Annotated in this window: 15 protein-coding genes and 1 pseudogene; 3 read left to right on the forward strand and 13 right to left on the reverse strand. The window is 53.4% G+C overall.

Annotated features, from left to right (window positions below):
* Positions 1–111 precede the first annotated feature (111 nt).
* Both nfuA and gntX read right to left on the reverse strand, forming a co-directional pair.
* Entirely contained in the window at positions 112–687 is a 576-nt protein-coding gene (gene nfuA / locus AC534G_RS01655; protein WP_003023509.1) for a Fe-S biogenesis protein NfuA, read from the reverse strand.
* Between the two features lie 58 nt (positions 688–745).
* Positions 746–1,429, reverse strand: coding sequence for a DNA utilization protein GntX (gene gntX, locus AC534G_RS01660; RefSeq protein ID WP_038634901.1), 684 nt, complete (start codon positions 1,427–1,429; stop codon positions 746–748).
* A 37-nt stretch (positions 1,430–1,466) separates the two neighbouring features.
* Here gntX and bioH point away from each other — a divergent pair, with 37 nt between their 5' ends.
* Positions 1,467–2,237 carry a pimeloyl-ACP methyl ester esterase BioH gene (bioH, locus tag AC534G_RS01665; RefSeq protein ID WP_110496633.1) on the forward strand — a complete coding sequence of 257 codons (771 nt, stop codon included), beginning with the start codon at positions 1,467–1,469 and terminating at the stop codon, positions 2,235–2,237.
* 43 nt (positions 2,238–2,280) lie between these two features.
* On the opposite strand, the pseudogene AC534G_RS01670 reads toward bioH, so the two are convergent.
* From AC534G_RS01670 to greB, 6 genes and pseudogenes are all read right to left on the reverse strand, one after another.
* A pseudogene (locus AC534G_RS01670) lies at positions 2,281–2,709 on the reverse strand (Rpn/YhgA-type helix-turn-helix domain-containing protein); the annotation flags it as partial.
* A gap of 11 nt (positions 2,710–2,720) precedes the next feature.
* Entirely contained in the window at positions 2,721–2,957 is a 237-nt protein-coding gene (feoC, locus tag AC534G_RS01675) for a [Fe-S]-dependent transcriptional repressor FeoC (protein WP_069323799.1), read from the reverse strand.
* A gap of 11 nt (positions 2,958–2,968) precedes the next feature.
* Positions 2,969–5,287 carry a Fe(2+) transporter permease subunit FeoB gene (feoB, locus tag AC534G_RS01680; RefSeq protein WP_038634892.1) on the reverse strand — a complete coding sequence of 773 codons (2,319 nt, stop codon included), beginning with the start codon at positions 5,285–5,287 and terminating at the stop codon, positions 2,969–2,971.
* Positions 5,288–5,305: 18 nt separating this feature from the next.
* The gene (gene feoA / locus AC534G_RS01685) at positions 5,306–5,533 is read right to left on the reverse strand and encodes a ferrous iron transporter A (protein WP_003023519.1); all 228 of its coding nucleotides are present in this window, start codon (positions 5,531–5,533) and stop codon (positions 5,306–5,308) included.
* 375 nt (positions 5,534–5,908) lie between these two features.
* Positions 5,909–8,242 carry a Tex family protein gene (locus tag AC534G_RS01690; RefSeq protein ID WP_110496635.1) on the reverse strand — a complete coding sequence of 778 codons (2,334 nt, stop codon included), beginning with the start codon at positions 8,240–8,242 and terminating at the stop codon, positions 5,909–5,911.
* 98 nt (positions 8,243–8,340) lie between these two features.
* Positions 8,341–8,814 carry a transcription elongation factor GreB gene (greB, locus tag AC534G_RS01695; protein WP_003023524.1) on the reverse strand — a complete coding sequence of 158 codons (474 nt, stop codon included), beginning with the start codon at positions 8,812–8,814 and terminating at the stop codon, positions 8,341–8,343.
* 225 nt (positions 8,815–9,039) lie between these two features.
* Between greB and ompR the strand changes: the two genes are divergently transcribed.
* Positions 9,040–9,759 (forward strand): osmolarity response regulator transcription factor OmpR, encoded by a 720-nt coding sequence (gene ompR / locus AC534G_RS01700; RefSeq protein WP_001157751.1) that lies wholly within the window; start codon positions 9,040–9,042, stop codon positions 9,757–9,759.
* Positions 9,756–11,108, forward strand: a complete 1,353-nt coding sequence (envZ, locus tag AC534G_RS01705) for a two-component system sensor histidine kinase EnvZ (RefSeq protein WP_038634884.1) — start codon at positions 9,756–9,758, stop codon at positions 11,106–11,108. Before ompR ends, envZ begins: the two co-directional genes overlap by 4 nt.
* Before the next feature lie 74 nt (positions 11,109–11,182).
* On the opposite strand, the gene pckA is transcribed toward envZ, so the two are convergent.
* The 5 genes from pckA to igaA all read right to left on the reverse strand — a co-directional run bounded on the left by pckA (position 11,183) and on the right by igaA (position 17,565).
* Positions 11,183–12,805 (reverse strand): phosphoenolpyruvate carboxykinase (ATP), encoded by a 1,623-nt coding sequence (gene pckA / locus AC534G_RS01710; RefSeq protein WP_038634881.1) that lies wholly within the window; start codon positions 12,803–12,805, stop codon positions 11,183–11,185.
* 578 nt (positions 12,806–13,383) lie between these two features.
* Positions 13,384–14,262 (reverse strand): Hsp33 family molecular chaperone HslO, encoded by an 879-nt coding sequence (gene hslO, locus AC534G_RS01715; RefSeq protein WP_016157640.1) that lies wholly within the window; start codon positions 14,260–14,262, stop codon positions 13,384–13,386.
* Between the two features lie 24 nt (positions 14,263–14,286).
* The gene (gene hslR / locus AC534G_RS01720) at positions 14,287–14,688 is read right to left on the reverse strand and encodes a ribosome-associated heat shock protein Hsp15 (RefSeq protein ID WP_003837900.1); all 402 of its coding nucleotides are present in this window, start codon (positions 14,686–14,688) and stop codon (positions 14,287–14,289) included.
* 10 nt (positions 14,689–14,698) lie between these two features.
* On the reverse strand, positions 14,699–15,367 hold the full coding sequence (gene yrfG / locus AC534G_RS01725; protein WP_110496639.1) for a GMP/IMP nucleotidase: 669 nt from the start codon (positions 15,365–15,367) through the stop codon (positions 14,699–14,701).
* Between the two features lie 62 nt (positions 15,368–15,429).
* Positions 15,430–17,565: an intracellular growth attenuator protein IgaA gene (gene igaA, locus AC534G_RS01730; RefSeq protein WP_038634871.1), complete on the reverse strand. Its 2,136-nt coding sequence runs from the start codon at positions 17,563–17,565 to the stop codon at positions 15,430–15,432.
* Positions 17,566–17,815: the final 250 nt, after the last annotated feature.

Consider the following 17,815-nt stretch of genomic DNA (forward strand, 5'->3'; position numbering starts at 1 on the left):
CATGCAGAGAAATGTAAGGATGCAGGCCGGATAAAGCGTTTATGCTGCCATCCGGCATCAATGCCCGATGGCGACGCGGATGCGCCTGATCGGGCCTTGCAGGTCTGGTCGTTAGTAGTAAGAGTGCTCACCGCGCTGGTGTTCGGTTAAATCGCGAACGCCTTTCAGTTCAGGGAATTCAGCCAGCAGCTGTTTCTCGATACCTTCTTTCAGCGTTACATCTACCATTGAACAGCCGTTACAGCCGCCGCCAAATTGCAGAATGGCGTAGCCTTCATCGGTGATCTCCATCAGAGAGACGCGGCCGCCATGGCCTGCCAGCTGTGGGTTGATCTGCGATTGCAGCATGTACTCTACGCGTTCCATCAGCGGCGCATCATCGGCAACTTTACGCATTTTGGCGTTTGGCGCTTTCAGCGTCAGCTGGGAGCCTAACTGGTCGGTAACGAAATCGATTTCTGCATCTTCCAGATACGGTGCGCTCAGTTCATCAACATATGCGGTCAGCAGGTCAAATTTAATGGCGGTGTCGGTTGCTTCCACGGCGTCGGGCGGGCAATAAGAAACGCCGCATTCAGCGTTAGGCGTGCCGGGATTAATCACAAATACGCGAATTTGTGTCCCTTCTTCCTGATTTGCCAGCAGTTTGGCAAAGTGCGCTTGTGCAGCATCGGAAATATGGATCATAGTAATGGCCTAATAGTTGACTATTTTACTTGGTTATAATACGCCCATCATCGAGGCTCTACAAGGTTCGACACAGGCACCATACCTGGACAGTCGCCGCGCCGTTGCGTAAAAGCAGCTGCGCGATTTCCGCGACGGTACTTCCGGTAGTGACGACATCATCCACAATAACCATATGGAGTCCCTGCACCGGCAATTCAAGGCGAAAGGCATTTTTCAGGTTACGTTTGCGTAATCTGGCGCTGAGATAGTGTTGTGTGGCGGTGGCCCGAACCCGTGTGATGGCCTGCCTGTCCCAGTCGCATCCAAGCCAGCGCGCCAAAGGGCGACACAGTAAATCACTCTGATTAAATCCTCTGCGCCAGTGTCGGCGTTGCCAGAGCGGGACGCTAACGATCATGTCCGGCAGAGGAAGAGCGCTGACGCGCCGGGCCTGTAATACCTCCAGCAACAGTAAACGTGAAAGAGCACTGGCCATTTCGCTGCGGCGTGAAAACTTAAACTGGTGGATAAGTCCGCTCAGCGGAGGAATATAGTCGCTGACGGCGATCAGACGCTGCCACGGCGGGGGTTTTTGCAGGCAACGACCGCAGGGAAGCGAAGGATGTGCGGCGGGTAGTCCACATTGAGGACACCGGCAGAGAGGCTGACGCGTTGCCCGCGTGCAAACCGAACAGATCCCCCAGTGCCCCAACGTCAACGGCATTCGGCATAGCCAGCACAATCCTGGTACTGTTAGCATAGATGCATCCTTTCAGGCTAAAAGAGAACAATAACTGATGAATGACATCTGGTGGCAGACCCAGGGTTCGGGAAATTGCCATCTTGTGCTGCTGCACGGATGGGGACTGAACGCGGAAGTATGGCATTGCATAAGTGAGGAACTGAGCTCGCATTTCACGCTGCATCTTGTCGACTTGCCGGGATTTGGTCGCAGCCAGGGGTTCGGCGCAATGTCGCTGGAAGAGATGGCCGGGCGGGTATTAAAACAGGCGCCGGAGAAAGCCATCTGGCTCGGCTGGAGTCTCGGGGGGCTGGTCGCCAGTCAGGTGGCGTTAACGCATCCTGAGCGTGTTCAGGCGCTGGTTACCGTGGCATCCTCACCTTGTTTTAGCGCGCGCGACGAATGGCCGGGCATTAAACCGGAAGTACTGGCCGGTTTCCAGCAACAGTTGAGCGAAGATTTCCAGCGTACGGTGGAACGTTTTCTGGCCTTGCAAACGATGGGTACGGAAACCGCGCGTCAGGATGCGCGAGCGCTGAAGAAAACGGTGCTGGCATTACCCATGCCGGACGTCGATGTGCTCAACGGCGGGCTGGAGATTCTGAAAACGGTCGATCTGCGTGAGCCGTTATGTTCTGTGGATATACCTTTTCTGCGGATGTACGGTTATCTTGATGGTTTGGTTCCACGTAAAGTCGTCCCGATGCTGGATACCCTGTGGCCGCAAAGCGAGTCGTTGGTGTTTGCCAAAGCGGCGCATGCGCCGTTTATCTCACATCCGATGGAGTTCTGCTCAGCGCTGGTGGCGTTAAAACAGCGGCTATAAATCCGCTGTTTTGCCCGGTGGAATCATACTGCCGGGCTGGTGATTAATGGCTGCACGTAGCCAGATCCTCAGCGGTCAGGCCGGTGATTCTGCAGATGGTCAGCGGGTCTGTGCCATCTGCCAACATGGTTGTTGCAATGCGCAGAGCTTCCTCTTGTTTGCCTTGTTGCAAACCCTGTCGTAACCCTTTCCTGTGACCTTCCTGAAGACCATTAAGGTGCCCTTCCTGACGTAATCTTTCGGCAATAGTCATCAACTTTTCCTTGTGTTGAGGTAAACGTTCGGCGACCTGGTGAATAAATTCGCTAAAACGTGCGGTGTCCCCGGCCTGCATCAGGTAATTAAACAGGGCTTTCAACTGGTTGTCATTAGCATGTCCTTTAACAAGCAGGATGACGAGTTTTTCAACTAACCCTATCAAATCGCGTTTACGAATATGTTTTTGGATGAGCTCCAATAGCGCCATCCGGCAGGAGCGGCAAACTAGCGCAAAGCCCACCACTCGCGCAGGCAGGCTTTACCTTCGGGGCAACTCTTGCAGCTTCCGGACAGACACCCATCGGCATCTTCCTGAATCCGCACCGCTTTGCCCATCTTTTCTAACTGATTCAGCATGGCGTCAATCATTGGCTGCGGGGTATGCAGCGTGTGGCTAATTTGCTTTGCCTCCAAACGCCCCCGCAGCGCCAGTAAATCACGAACCTGAATAAGCGATGCCATCGTTGACGACCTTAGTGGCAATCGCCAGTGGTACTGGAACAGCAGGAGCTAGCCGTTCTGTTGGTTGACAGCAGTGAGAGATCCACCCGGCTGCGGGCACGGCGCAGCAGACCCAGCAACACGATGTTAAACAGGATGACGGCTAAGATGCACACCAGACTGTAAGTCGGATGCGCTTTGTAACTGACGGTCTGATAAAACAGCGTCGACAGTGAATAGGCGATGTTCAGGCCCCACAGGATCGAGAAGCCCATCCAGCCACGGCTGGATTCACGTGCGATAGCACCCATCACTGAAATGCACGGGACATACAGCAGCACGAAAATCAGGTAACTGTACGCGGCGGCGGCGCTGCCAAATTTCTCGCCCATCACGCCCATTGCGCCTGTAGCCATCTCGCCGTCGCCTTTGCTGGCTTCAATAGGGTTGGCCAGAACGCTCAGGCTGAAGGTGTCTTTCAGGCTTTGCCAGGTTTCATCCACCGCACTGAACAGCTCGTCACCGAGGTGGAAATCTGCCGGATTGAATTCTTCTTCCTGAATGTTTTCTGCGGTGTAAAGCGTGTTCAGCGTTCCGACAACCACCTCTTTTGCCATCGCACCGGTGAACAGACCGACGGTTGCCTGCCAGTTATCTTCGTGGACGCCAATCGGCTTGAAGACTGGGGTGATGACGCGGCTGACGGAAGCCAGAGCAGAGTCGTTGATGTTATCGACGATTTTCCCGCTTAGCGAGAAGCTGTTAAAGGCGCTGAGGAAAATACTGACGATGATAATCACTTTACCGGCACGCAGCACGAAGCCTTTCAGACGTTGCCAGGTCTGAATAATCAGGCTCTTGATGTGCGGCACATGGTACACCGGCAGCTCCATGACGAACGGTGTTGCTTCGCCACGCATGATGGTGTGTTTGAGCATCAGGCCGGTCAGCACCGCCATGATGATACCCAGTACGTACAACGAGAAGACCGCCAGCGCGCCGTTCTGACCAAAGAAAGCCGCGGCAAAGACGGCGAAAATCGCCAGACGTGCGCCGCAGGACATAAACGGCGCCATCATGATGGTCATCAGACGTTCACGTGGCGCATCCAGCGTACGGGCGCCCATCACCGACGGTACGTTGCAGCCAAAGCCGACGATCAGCGGGACAAACGATTTTCCCGGCAGTCCCAGTGCCTGCATCAGACGGTCCATCACAAACGCAGCGCGCGCCATGTAACCGGAGTCTTCAAGGAAAGAGAGGAACAAGTACATCATGCCGATTTGCGGCACCAACGGCAGCACGGTGTTAATCCCGCCGCCAAGACCTTGCGCCAGGAAGATAGTGAGCCAGTCCGGGAAGTGCAGCGTATAGCCAATCCATTGAATACCATGAATAAACAGCGCCACGGAACCCACATCGAATAACGGCTGCAGTGCGCCGCCAATGTTAATGGCGAGCAGGAACATCAGGTACATCACGAACAGGAAAATCGGCAACCCGAGGAAGCGGTTAAGGACGATTTTATCCACCGCGGTGGTGAAACGGCTCGGCTCTGCCGTCAGGGTATTACTGACGGTATCGCAGATTGCGGCGATGCATTGGTAACGCGCATCGGCGATATGCAGCGCCGGATCGTCCATTGTTTCACTCAGACGCGCAATGGCGGCATCGAGGTTTTGCGCGGCCTCACCGGCGTAGGCACGGCTGTAGATATCGCCTTCCAACATCTGCAGGCCCAGCCAGCGGCGTTGTTTAAGCGGCATATCTTTGGCCATCGCATCGGCGAGGGAATCCGCTTCCTGCAACAACGGCTGGGCATAATGCACCAGTTCGACGGTGTCGTTTTCCTTGTAGCGATCGATCGCCAGCTTCAACGCTTCAATGCCGCGGGCGCGGGTGGAGACCAGCGGAACCACTGGGCAGCCAAGACGGGCGGAGAGGGCGTCGATATCGATACGGATTTGCTGTTTCTCAGCAATATCCAGCATGTTCAGAGCGACGATACAGGGAATGCCCAGCTCAAGCAGTTGCAACGTCAGGTAGAGGTTGCGCTCAAGGTTTGAGGCATCGACCACGTTGATCAACAGATCCGCGTCGCCGCTTAAAATGTAGTGGCAGGCGATTTGCTCATCAAGAGAGGTCTGCGACGAGATTGTCGTCAGTGAATAGGTGCCGGGTAAGTCGACCAGCGTGACCTGATGGTCCGTCGTGGCGAAATGACCTTCTTTACGCTCAACGGTAACGCCAGCCCAGTTGCCTACACGCTGACGCGCGCCGGTGAGCTGGTTGAATAAGGTTGTCTTGCCGGAATTAGGATTACCAATTAAACCAATGGTTAGTTTTTTCATTTTTATAGACTCACTGTATTAACAGGACACCGCTTCCACTTCTAATAACGCCAAATCCTTTTTACGCAATACCAGACTTACGCGACGCGTTTCAATATGGATAGGATCGCCGAGCGGGGCGACGCGTACCACGTTGAAGGATGAGCCGGGTAGCATGCCAAGTGACAACAGTTTCTGACGATAAGCCGGGCTGATTTCACGGGCAAAACCGGTAATTTTCCACGCACTGTCAGGAGTGAATTGCATAGGGACCTACTTATATCTCGCTAACTGGGTGATTACCTCATGGGGCGACAGGGCGGCATGAGACCAGATGATTAGCCAACGTAAGGAAAGAGTAAATAATCAACAAACCAATGATAATGAGAATGGTTTCTATCATCAATAGAATAAGTGTGACGGAATGTACAATTAGATAATAATTTGAGCCAATTTTGATATTCCTCAATATTTATTCTGGTTGGGGACGAATGATTCGCGCTAGCAATTATTGAAATCCTTAATGTTTAATTAAGGTTTCATCTGTTAATGAAGTGATAAATATAATGAGGAAGAGAGAAGATAATATAGTAAATATGCCGGATACGGTATTTACACCGCTATCCGGCACATGGTTTAAACTTAGCGCTTTTTACCCATTGCCGCTGCCAGCGCATCCATCATGGCGCTGTTGCCCGCAGGCTGAGCGTCACGGCCACGAGGTTTCGCGGCTTTTGGGGCCGGGCGATTGCCCTGAGTACGATCGTTATTTCCACCACTGCGACGCGCGTTGGTTTCACCTGGCTGCTCATCCAGACGCATAGTCAGCGCGATACGCTTACGCTGCAGGTCTACTTCCAGCACTTTCACCTTCACAATATCGCCCGCTTTCACCACGGTGTGGGGATCTTCGACGAACTTATTCGACAGTGAAGAGATATGCACCAGACCGTCCTGGTGTACGCCGATATCGACAAACGCGCCGAAGTTGGTGACGTTGGTGACGGCCCCTTCCAGAATCATCCCCGGTTGCAGATCGTTCATGGTTTCTACGCCATCAGCAAACTGTGCGGTTTTGAATTCAGGACGCGGGTCGCGACCCGGTTTTTCCAGCTCTTTGATGATGTCGGTGACGGTCGGTACCCCGAAGCGCTCGTCAGTAAAATCGGCGGCTTTCAGATTGCGCAGTTCGCTGCTGTTGCCCATCAGATCGCGCAGCGATTGCTCGGTGGCGGCCAGAATGCGTTCCACAATCGGATAGGCTTCCGGGTGAACGGTGGAGGCATCCAGCGGATTATCGCCGTGATTGATACGCAAGAAGCCCGCGCACTGTTCAAAGGCTTTAGGGCCCAGACGGCTGACTTTGAGCAGTTGCTGACGGTTCTGGAACTGGCCGTTCTCGTCACGCCAGGCCACGATGTTCTGCGCCATCATGCGCGTCAGGCCTGCCACGCGGGTCAGCAGCGGTACGGAGGCGGTGTTCAGATCCACGCCGACGGCGTTTACGCAGTCTTCCACTACCGCATCCAGCTTACGCGCCAGCTGCGTCTGGCTTACGTCGTGCTGATACTGGCCCACGCCGATAGATTTCGGATCGATTTTCACCAGCTCAGCCAGCGGATCCTGCAGACGACGGGCGATAGACACCGCCCCACGCAGCGAAACATCAAGGTCCGGGAACTCCAGCGCCGCCAGCTCAGAAGCGGAGTACACTGACGCGCCGGCTTCGCTGACGATTACTTTCTGCGCGGTGACTTGCGGGAACTGTTTCTGTACGTCGAGGAAGAAACGCTCGGTTTCGCGCGACGCCGTACCATTACCAATCGCCACCAGCTCAACGTTGTATTTTTCACACAACGCCGCAACGGCGACGGCGGCTTTGGCGGCCTGACCGGTATGCGGGTAAATGGTATCGGTAGCGACCAGTTTGCCGGTACCGTCAACCACAGCCACTTTTACCCCGGTACGCAGACCCGGATCGAGGCCCATTGTGGCGCGCAGTCCGGCTGGGGCGGCCATCAGCAGGTCATGCAGGTTGCGGGCAAAGACGTTAATCGCTTCATCTTCCGCACGTTCGCGCACGGTACCCATCAGCTCGGTTTCAAGGTGCATCAGCACTTTGATGCGCCATGTCCAGCTCACTACGCCTTTACGCCAGCTGTCGGCAGGTGCGTTATTCAGGCGCAGTCCCAGATGTTCCTGGATAATCTGCTCGCCGTGGCTCTCTTTTGGCGGCTCATCGAATTGCGGATCGGCATTCAATGAAAGCTGTAACATGCCTTCGTTACGACCACGAAACATGGCCAGCGCGCGGTGGGATGGCACGGTAGAAATCGGTTCGTGGTGGTCGAAGTAGTCACGGAACTTCGCCCCTTCCTCTTCTTTACCGCTGACCACGGTAGAAACCAAATGCGCGTTTTTCCACAGGTAATCACGAACTTTTGCCAGCAGCGCGGCGTCTTCTGCGAAACGCTCCATCAGAATGTAGCGCGCGCCGTCGAGAGCGGCTTTGGTGTCCGCCACGCCGTTTTCGGCGTTGAGGTATTTGGTGGCTTCCGTTTCCGGGTCGTGGGAGGGTTCGTTCCACAGCAAGTCTGCCAGCGGCTCCAGCCCGGCTTCAATGGCGATTTGCCCACGGGTGCGGCGCTTGGGTTTGTACGGCAGATAGAGATCTTCGAGTTCGGTCTTACTTAACGTACCGTTGATCGCATTCGCCAGATCGTCGGTCAGTTTGCCTTGCTCGCCGATAGATTTCAGGATCGCCTGACGGCGGTCTTCCAGTTCACGCAGATATCCCAGACGGGTCTCCAGATTACGCAATTGCGTATCGTCCAGACCGCCGGTGATTTCCTTACGATAACGTGCGATAAACGGCACGGTGTTCCCTTCATCAAGCAGGCGAACGGCAGCTTCTACCTGTTCAGCACGAGCCTGAATTTCACCTGCGATAATGCGGCAGAAAGAATCATTCATCATGGATAGCTTCGTCTATAGGATAAAAAATCAGGGGATAGTTATACGGATTGACTGGCAAAAATGCCAGTCATCTACGGGGGCTTCGGATTGTTCCGGTCTCACTTCACGTATTCAATTTCGTTTACGTACCAACTGGCTTCGCCGCCTGGGGTGTTTACTACCGCGAGATCGCCGACCTCTTTTTTCAGCAGTGCCCGCGCCATTGGCGAATCGATAGAGATGTAATCTTTACGGCCGAAGATCTCATCGTAACCGACAATGCGGAATTTGCGGATGTCGCCATCGTCATTTTCAATCTCGACCCATGCGCCAAAGAAGACTTTCCCTTCCTGTTGCGGGGAGTAATCGACGATTTTCAGATTTTCCATGCACTTGGTCAAATAACGAACGCGGCGGTCGATTTCGCGCAGGCGCTTTTTATTATACTGGTAGTCGGCATTTTCGCTGCGGTCGCCCAGACTTGCGGCCCAGGTGACCTTTTTGGTGACTTCCGGGCGCTCTTCACGCCAGAGATAATTCAGTTCTTGTTTGAGTTTTTCATACCCTTCACGGGTTATCAGGGGCGTTTTCATCTTATTGTTTTACCTTCAACTCTGTGATGATGCGCACAATTAGTATTACGTGAGCATATCAACAGAATAAATAATGTATTGCGAGAAACATTGTATACTTAAGCTGCTGTTTAATATGCTTTGTAACAATTTAGCCTGGAATTCATACCAGAATTCGCTGGTGACTCACGTGAGCTTTCTTAAGAATATACACTTAATTGTTGCGAACCTTTGGGAGTAATAACAATGCAAGAGAACTATAAGATTCTGGTGGTCGATGACGACATGCGCTTACGTGCGCTTCTGGAACGTTATCTGACCGAGCAGGGCTTCCAGGTTCGAAGCGTCGCAAACGCTGAGCAGATGGATCGTCTGCTGACCCGTGAGTCCTTTCACCTGATGGTGCTGGATTTAATGCTGCCGGGTGAAGATGGCCTGTCTATTTGCCGTCGCCTGCGCAGCCAAAGCAACCCGATGCCGATCATTATGGTGACCGCGAAGGGTGAAGAAGTTGATCGTATCGTAGGGCTGGAAATCGGCGCTGACGATTACATTCCGAAACCGTTTAACCCGCGTGAACTGCTGGCGCGTATTCGTGCCGTACTGCGTCGTCAGGCGAACGAACTGCCGGGCGCACCTTCTCAGGAAGAAGCGGTTATTGCCTTTGGTAAGTTCAAACTGAACCTCGGTACGCGTGAAATGTTCCGCGAAGATGAACCGATGCCGCTCACCAGCGGGGAATTTGCGGTACTGAAAGCGCTGGTAAGCCACCCGCGTGAGCCGCTGTCTCGCGACAAGCTGATGAACCTGGCTCGTGGTCGTGAATACTCGGCGATGGAACGTTCCATCGACGTACAGATTTCTCGTCTGCGCCGTATGGTGGAAGAAGATCCGGCGCATCCGCGTTATATCCAGACCGTATGGGGTCTGGGCTACGTTTTTGTTCCGGACGGTTCTAAAGCATGAGGCGAATGCGCTTCTCACCACGAAGTTCGTTTGCCCGCACATTATTGCTCATCGTCACCTTGCTGTTTGCCAGCCTGGTGACGACTTACCTGGTCGTGCTGAACTTCGCGATTTTGCCGAGCCTCCAGCAGTTTAATAAGGTCCTGGCTTACGAAGTTCGTATGCTGATGACCGATAAACTGCAACTGGAGGACGGTACGCAACTGGTGGTGCCGCCCGCGTTCCGCCGGGAAATTTATCGTGAGTTGGGTATTTCCCTCTATTCCAACGAGGCCGCTGAAGAGGCCGGACTGCGTTGGGCGCAACACTATGAATTCTTAAGCCACCAGATGGCGCAGCAGCTGGGTGGCCCGACCGAAGTCCGCGTTGAGGTCAACAAAAGCTCGCCGGTCGTGTGGCTGAAAACCTGGCTGTCGCCCAATATCTGGGTACGTGTGCCGCTGACTGAAATCCATCAGGGTGATTTTTCGCCGCTGTTCCGCTATACGTTGGCGATCATGCTGCTGGCCATCGGCGGCGCATGGTTGTTTATTCGTATTCAGAACCGACCGCTGGTGGATCTTGAACATGCGGCGTTGCAGGTGGGTAAGGGTATTATTCCGCCGCCGTTGCGTGAGTATGGCGCTTCCGAGGTGCGTTCCGTTACCCGTGCCTTTAACCATATGGCGGCAGGCGTGAAGCAACTGGCCGATGACCGTACGCTGCTGATGGCGGGGGTGAGTCACGATCTACGTACTCCACTGACGCGTATCCGTCTGGCGACGGAAATGATGGGCGAGGAAGACGGTTATCTCGCAGAGTCCATCAATAAGGACATCGAAGAGTGTAACGCTATTATCGAGCAGTTTATCGACTACCTGCGTACCGGTCAGGAGATGCCGATGGAGATGGCGGATCTGAACTCGGTGTTAGGCGAAGTGGTCGCGGCGGAAAGCGGCTATGAGCGGGAAATTGAGACTGCGCTGCTGCCGGGCAACATTCAGGTGAAGATGCATCCGCTGTCGATCAAGCGTGCGGTTGCCAATATGGTGGTGAATGCCGCCCGCTATGGTAACGGTTGGATTAAGGTCAGTAGCGGTATGGAGCAGCATCGCGCCTGGTTCCAGGTGGAAGATGATGGTCCGGGTATCAAGCCGGAACAGCGTAAACATCTGTTCCAGCCGTTTGTCCGCGGCGACAGCGCGCGTAGTACCAGCGGTACGGGCCTGGGGCTGGCGATTGTGCAGCGTATTATCGATAACCATAACGGTATGCTGGAAATTGGCACCAGCGAGCGGGGTGGGTTGTCGATTCGCGCCTGGCTTCCGGTTCCCTTCACTCGTGCGCAGGGCACCACAAAAGACGCATAAGAAAGGGAGGCGAAATGCCTCCCTTTTTGTTGTTGCAGGCCGGATAAGGCGAAACCGCTATCCGGCAACGTCAATTACAGCTTCGGCCCGGCGCTAACCAGTGCTTCACCTGCTGGGGTATCTGTGTACTTCTCGAAATTCTCGATAAACAGTTTCGCCAGTGCGTTGGCTTTTTCCTGCCACTGCTCCGGTGACGCGTAGGTGTTACGCGGATCGAGAATGCGAGTATCCACGCCCGGCAGTTCGGTTGGAATAGCCAGGTCGAACATCGGCAGTCGGAATGTTTCTGCGTCGTCCAGTGAACCGTTCAGAATGGCGTCGATAATCGCGCGGGTATCTTTGATGGAGATACGCTTACCGGTACCGTTCCAGCCGGTGTTAACCAGATACGCCTGCGCACCTGCCGCCTGCATACGTTTCACCAGCACCTCAGCGTACTGCGTTGGGTGCAGCGTCAGGAATGCTGCGCCAAAGCAGGCAGAGAAGGTTGGGGTAGGTTCAGTGACGCCACGTTCGGTACCGGCCAGTTTGGCAGTGAAGCCAGACAGGAAGTGGTACTGCGTTTGATCTGCCGTCAGGCGAGACACTGGTGGCAGCACGCCAAACGCGTCAGCGGTCAGGAAGATCACTTTGGTGGCATGACCCGCTTTTGACACCGGCTTAACGATATTCTCGATGTGATAAATCGGGTAGGAAACTCGGGTGTTTTCGGTTTTGGAACCGTCGTCGAAGTCGATAGAACCATCTTCGCGCACGGTGACGTTTTCCAGCAGCGCGTCACGACGGATCGCGTTGTAGATTTCCGGCTCGGCATCTTTAGACAGCTTGATGGTCTTAGCGTAGCAACCGCCTTCGAAGTTAAACACGCCATCATCATCCCAACCGTGTTCATCATCACCGATCAGGCGGCGTTTAGGGTCGGTGGACAGCGTGGTTTTACCGGTGCCGGACAAGCCAAAGAAGACCGCCACATCACCTTTTTCCCCGACGTTTGCCGAGCAGTGCATGGAGGCGATGCCCTTCAGCGGCAGCAGGTAGTTCATGACGGAGAACATACCTTTTTTCATCTCGCCGCCGTACCAGGTACCACCAATCAACTGAATACGTTCAGTCAGGTTGAATGCCACGAAGTTTTCTGAGTTCAGACCCTGCTCTTTCCATTGCGGGTTGGTGCATTTAGCGCCGTTCATCACGATAAAATCAGGTTTAAAATCAACCAGTTCTTCGTCGCTTGGGCGGATGAACATGTTTTTGACAAAATGCGCCTGCCAGGCAACTTCGGTAATGAAGCGCACGGAAAGACGGGTATCGGCGTTTGCGCCACAGAAAGCATCAATAATAAACAGGCGCTTGCCGGAAAGTTGCTGGGTGACTAACCCTTTCAGATGTTGCCAGGTTTCCGGGGAAAGCGGTTTGTTGTCGTTCTTACCCTTACCTTTGTCGGACCACCACAGCGTATCACGCGTCGTGTCGTCACGGACAATGTACTTATCCTTTGGCGAACGTCCGGTAAAGATACCGGTATCAACTGCAACGGCGCCCAGATTCGTCAATACGCCACGCTCATAACCTTGAAGGGAAGGATCAAGTTCTTCCTGGAAAAGCGTGTCGTAGTCTGGATTGTAAACGATATCCTGAACGTCATTGATACCATAAGCCTTGAGATCTTGCGGGGTTAAACTGTTGTTCACACGCATTTCACTGCTCCTTAGCCAATATGTATTACCTGGAATAGTAAGGTTTTTTTGGGATTGCTAACCGCGACAAGGCTCATAGATTTACGCATCGGGCAAAATCACAGGTGACCGAATGCGCTGCGACTCCTGTCACAAAGAGGCAGATATTATGGCAGGAAACCCTTTTTTGTTGTGGAAAATGTTCTTAAAACGTTAATGGAGAGTGTTTTTGGCGGAAATCTTGTGAGTGTAATCGCATTCATGTAAGAAAAATACGTAACTCATACATAAACAATATCGATTCACTTCCCGTCGTCATGGTCCGAAAAAGGTCAGTCAATATTCAAAATTGTGAAGTTGATGCGATATGAGGCTTTCTGTTGATGCTGAATGACGACATGGTTAGTGTTGAACGTTCACAAACTACTCGCTGGGGCATGGAATCTATTGGCCTGCGGCAGGCGGTAGCGAATCAGTCACTGGATTCAGCGCCCAGAGTGTGGCGTGTTATCGTGATTCTTGGCGAACGGCTAAAGAGGCATTATTGCGCTGAGTAAGCGGGAGTTAGCCCGGCAGAGCACACTACCGGGCTGATAAACTTAATGGACCTGTGGGTCTGCCGGGGAAGCGTTGCTGCGGATCTCGGCAATATCCATTGCGTTAAACAGATAGTGGCTACCGCAGTAATCGCAGTGCATATCGATCTCGCCTTCTTCCGCCAGAATGCTGTCCACTTCTTCGTCCGGCAGCGTTTTCAGTGCGCCTGCGCAGCGTTCGCGTGAACAGGTGCATTTGAACTCAACGTCCTGCGGATCGTAGAGGGTAACTTCTTCTTCGTGGTACAAACGCCACAGTACTTCGTTGGCTGGCAGCGTCAACAGCTCTTCAGTTTTGATGGTTTCGGTCAGGGCGGTCAGGTGATCAAAATCATCTGCCTGCGCGTTTTGCGCCGGCATCACCTGCAGCAGCATCCCACCAGCGGCGGGTTTGCCATCGACGTCGCCAGTTCGGATAAACAGCCGTGTCGGTAGCTGTTCAGAACGCATGAAGTAATCTTCCAGACAGGCGGCCAGCGTGTCGCCTTCCAGACCGACCACACCCTGATAACGCTCGCCTTCTTCCGGCGTAATGGTGATCACCAGGTAGCCGTTGCCTACCAGCGTTTTCAGATCCGCGCCTTCAGGAATATCACCTTGCATGCGGGCTACGCCGCGCATCTGCTGATTGTTGTTGCCGTTGATGACGGCCAGGCTCAGCGGACCATCGCCCTGCAACTGTACGGTGATATCACCAGCAAACTTCAGCGTAGCGGTAAGCAGGCTGGTGGCGACCAGCAGTTCAGCCAGCACGTTTTTAACCGGCTGCGGGTAAGTATGGTTTTCGAGGATCTGTTGCAGGGTTTCCGAAACGGTCACCAGCTCGCCGCGCACGGCAAAGTTTTCAAACAGATAACGATGTAATTGGTCATGTTGCGGCATAATCATCTCTCTTGCAGGTGACAGTCACTCGCTGTCGCCGTGTTTAAATCGTAACAGGTCGCGGCGTTCTTTCTTGTCCGGTCGTCTGTCCGGGTGCGGCATGGTTAACGCGTTAAGTTTACGCGCCAGCGCCATTTTTTCGCGTTTTTCCACGCTTTCCGCGGTTTCTTCATACAGCGTAACGGCTTCCGTGGCCGGGCGACGCTGCTCGGTAATGGCCTTGATAATGACCGTCCGCTCGTCATTTCCCTGGCGCAGGGTGAGGGTGGCGTTCAGCTCGACAATCTTGCTCGGCTTACTACGTTGGCCGTTGTAATGCACCTTACCGCCTTCAACCATTTCACGGGCCAGCGCACGCGTTTTATAAAAGCGCGCAGCCCATAGCCATTTATCCAACCTGACTTCAGCAGAGGGCTTTTCTTTCATGGCGTCTCCTTCACATCAGTGAGGGGATCAGTCGGCGGTAGTCATTCAATGACGGATGGCGTGCGTACTGTTTTTCCGCAATACCTGAGTCGGGATTGGTTACGCCGAGGCAGTAACGAATGCCGAACAGAGCAGCGGCGTCGAGAATGGGTTCGCTATCGTCAATAAACAGCGTCTTCTCTGCACTCATTCCCGTTTCTTCAGCCACAGCGTGCCATAACCGCTGATCCTCTTTGGGATAACCAAATGTGTGGGTGGAAAGTAATAAATCAAGGTGCGAGGCCAGACCGGTATGCTCCAGCTTCACCGCGAGGTTATGCGGATGCGCGTTGGTGAGCAAAATACGGCGCTTGCCGCTGGCTTTTAAGGCGTCAAGAAACGGTACGGTATCTTCACGCAAAACAGCGCGTGGTCCTTGTTCCGTTGTCATGGCGCAAATATCCAGATCCAGGCGCTCACTCCAGTAATCCAGGCAGTACCAGTTTAGCGTATGCTGCACGGCATGATACTGCTGGCGAATATAGTCCTGGGCTTCCTGGGGAGAGATACCCTGCTTTGCGCCATAGGTTTCCGGCACCAGTTTTTGCCAGAAATAGTTATCGAATGCCAGATCGAGCAGCGTGCCGTCCATATCTAACAACACGGTGTCGACATCCTGCCAGGCAATATTGATATGCATGGAACCCCCCCAGAAGAAAACATGATGCGCGACAGGGTAGCATATCCTGGCGCGCGAGCGTGTTATCGAATCAGGCTTTCCGGGTCGTCAATCAGCGTTGGGTTGAGGCAACTTTCGTAATAGCTTTGAATTTCTGCGATGCGCGAGCGATGGCGCTGGTAGCGTCTGAATGCCTGAACGCTGTTATAGATAGCGCATCCGAGCATGGAGAGCATCAGCAGCGTCGTGCCAAGGTAGCGCCATAATCCTGAACGATCCGGGATTCGGTGCAGGCCAATGTGCTGGGTACCGTTGGCGTCGGTAGAGATATTGGTGACGATCCCCTCCGCGCGAAACGGTGTTTGCATTAGCATCTGGGCCAGACGCTGAAAGGCGTTCCACTGTTCGTGCGGCGGGTAGTCATACAGGGAGGTTGACGGCCACGGCTGATCGACCAGATCGCTGCCCTCGTCGCTGATAATCAGAAAACCGCCGGGGGCAGGGCTATTTAGCGCCTGGGCCGCTCGCGCCGTCTCGCGTGAAATAAACGGCGCCGTAGAGGTATTGACCAGATTATCCAGCGACTCGGCGCTTACCGGACGCAGCAGCACATTTACTCCATCCAGTTTTCCTGCGTTAGCGCGTTTCACCAGGGCGGCCCAGTCTTTACTGTTACCGAGGTTAACCAGCGCATTTTTTAAGCGCACGCATTCATCTTTGGCTGCGCACAGATCGGCTGTTTTCAGGACAATTTCACCAAAATCGTCCAGTAACACCATGCCGGACTTTTGGATTGCCGAACGTAACGACGCGCTGACGCGGGAATCATCATCTGGTTTGGGGTGCAACTGGCGGCTTACGGCCTGCGTGAGCGCGGTGGCTTTGTTCACCAGATCGGATTCCGGAAGCGGTAGCGCGCGCGCGTCATTCCAGATAATTTGCGTGCAATCAAAAGGCATGAACGGCGTGGCGGGCTGTGTATTCCAGCTCCCCTGGGTATGAATGTTACACATACCTGTGCCGCTCAGGTGTAGTGTGTCCCCCACGCGGACGCCCGCGTTCTCAAGCTGTTTCACGCTGGTGGCTTCGATAGTCTGTGCGCCTTTCATCCAGGAAAGGGTGAATTTTATCGGCATATCCAACGGGATCCAGAACAGCAGCATCAGCAGCACTAACAGCGAACCGCCAGCGATAACGGCATTGCGTAGCCAGTGTTGCAACGGGAAATTTTTAACCTCGTCGTGCAGGGATAAAAAACGCCCCTGGCGTACAACGTGGCGATCGAGATAAATATCGATATCCGTTTGCTGACCAAGATCCTGCGCAATGTAAGGCTGCCAGTGAGGGGGATAGATCAGATCAATAATACCCAGAGAAATATTGTTAATTTGCTCCTGGTCGTTCTCGCCAAACAAACCCCAGCGACGCGGCGTCCCGCGCAGACAATGAATTTCTCGCAGGGCGGTTTTAGATGGCGGAGCGAACAGCCCCCACAGACCTGCACCGAGCAACAGCACCGCGCCACCGACTGCCCACGGAACAAACGTATCCGGGATGATTAAACATAAAAAGAACAGCAGGAATGATGCGGCGATCAGTAACGCTTCGCGTAATCCAGAAGGGCGGCTGAGCGCATATTCTTCATGGGTTTCCTGACGAATATTCAGCAGTTCGATTTGTTCGCTTTCTTCACCGCGAATGGACGCCTGGGTAGAGGCGGTATGCTGTAACGCATAGCCACGCGCTTCCTGCATATATTCCTGCAGGGTGTGGCCGTTTAGCGAAATAACCAGCGGTAACGTATTGGTGTGAATCAACTCAACGCTGTTTTCGTCATTGATGTATTGTTCCCAAAAAGGCGGCAAATGCACCTCAACGGAATCAAGATAATAGCGCCATTTGTTAGGATCGTCGGTGGTAATACCGTAACGTGTAATCGCGTGCGTAAGCACAATAACGCTGTTACTTTGGGCATTCAGTGTTAACGATACTGGCGCAGAACTGGCGCCAGTTGGACCAGGTACTTGCTGAATTTGACTCAGGTTTTCGAGATAGTTTTCGACAGCGCTGCGTTCTTCAGGCGTAAGCTTACGCTTAGAGGCGTCTGAAAAGACGTTGCTCAAAGGTAAATTTTTCTGTCTGGATTTCGTTCTGAGTCGCCACCCTGCAAGCAATGAGCAGGCCAGCAAAGCAGCTAAAAAAATCAGAATGGTGCTCATGCTTTCCCCATCTTACTTAGTCTGTCAGGCGTGGTCAGTTGCACCCTGTTCAATATTCGTGATTCTTTAGTTGGCTATCGGCAAGTGTGGAGTTGAACTTGAGCATCTTAAAGCGCAGCCCAGTAAATGCGAATCATAGCAAAATCACTAAAAATGGAATATCAGCAAATTCCTGGAGTTATTTCAACCTATTGACTTTTAATTTGAAATAGGGATTAACTTTTAGTACGTTACATAAATGTAAATAAAC

The organism is Citrobacter sp. CRE-46 (genome assembly GCF_059615875.1).

What these genes read in the sequence shown, in the direction of transcription:
- nfuA (WP_003023509.1), bottom strand. Translation starts at nt 687, where the DNA reads ATGATCCATATTTCCGATGCTGCACAAGCGCACTTTGCCAAACTGCTG.
- gntX (WP_038634901.1), bottom strand. Translation starts at nt 1,429, where the DNA reads ATGCTAACAGTACCAGGATTGTGCTGGCTATGCCGAATGCCGTTGACG.
- bioH (WP_110496633.1), top strand. Translation starts at nt 1,467, where the DNA reads ATGAATGACATCTGGTGGCAGACCCAGGGTTCGGGAAATTGCCATCTT.
- feoC (WP_069323799.1), bottom strand. Translation starts at nt 2,957, where the DNA reads ATGGCATCGCTTATTCAGGTTCGTGATTTACTGGCGCTGCGGGGGCGT.
- feoB (WP_038634892.1), bottom strand. Translation starts at nt 5,287, where the DNA reads ATGAAAAAACTAACCATTGGTTTAATTGGTAATCCTAATTCCGGCAAG.
- feoA (WP_003023519.1), bottom strand. Translation starts at nt 5,533, where the DNA reads ATGCAATTCACTCCTGACAGTGCGTGGAAAATTACCGGTTTTGCCCGT.
- AC534G_RS01690 (WP_110496635.1), bottom strand. Translation starts at nt 8,242, where the DNA reads ATGATGAATGATTCTTTCTGCCGCATTATCGCAGGTGAAATTCAGGCT.
- greB (WP_003023524.1), bottom strand. Translation starts at nt 8,814, where the DNA reads ATGAAAACGCCCCTGATAACCCGTGAAGGGTATGAAAAACTCAAACAA.
- ompR (WP_001157751.1), top strand. Translation starts at nt 9,040, where the DNA reads ATGCAAGAGAACTATAAGATTCTGGTGGTCGATGACGACATGCGCTTA.
- envZ (WP_038634884.1), top strand. Translation starts at nt 9,756, where the DNA reads ATGAGGCGAATGCGCTTCTCACCACGAAGTTCGTTTGCCCGCACATTA.
- pckA (WP_038634881.1), bottom strand. Translation starts at nt 12,805, where the DNA reads ATGCGTGTGAACAACAGTTTAACCCCGCAAGATCTCAAGGCTTATGGT.
- hslO (WP_016157640.1), bottom strand. Translation starts at nt 14,262, where the DNA reads ATGCCGCAACATGACCAATTACATCGTTATCTGTTTGAAAACTTTGCC.
- hslR (WP_003837900.1), bottom strand. Translation starts at nt 14,688, where the DNA reads ATGAAAGAAAAGCCCTCTGCTGAAGTCAGGTTGGATAAATGGCTATGG.
- yrfG (WP_110496639.1), bottom strand. Translation starts at nt 15,367, where the DNA reads ATGCATATCAATATTGCCTGGCAGGATGTCGACACCGTGTTGTTAGAT.
- igaA (WP_038634871.1), bottom strand. Translation starts at nt 17,565, where the DNA reads ATGAGCACCATTCTGATTTTTTTAGCTGCTTTGCTGGCCTGCTCATTG.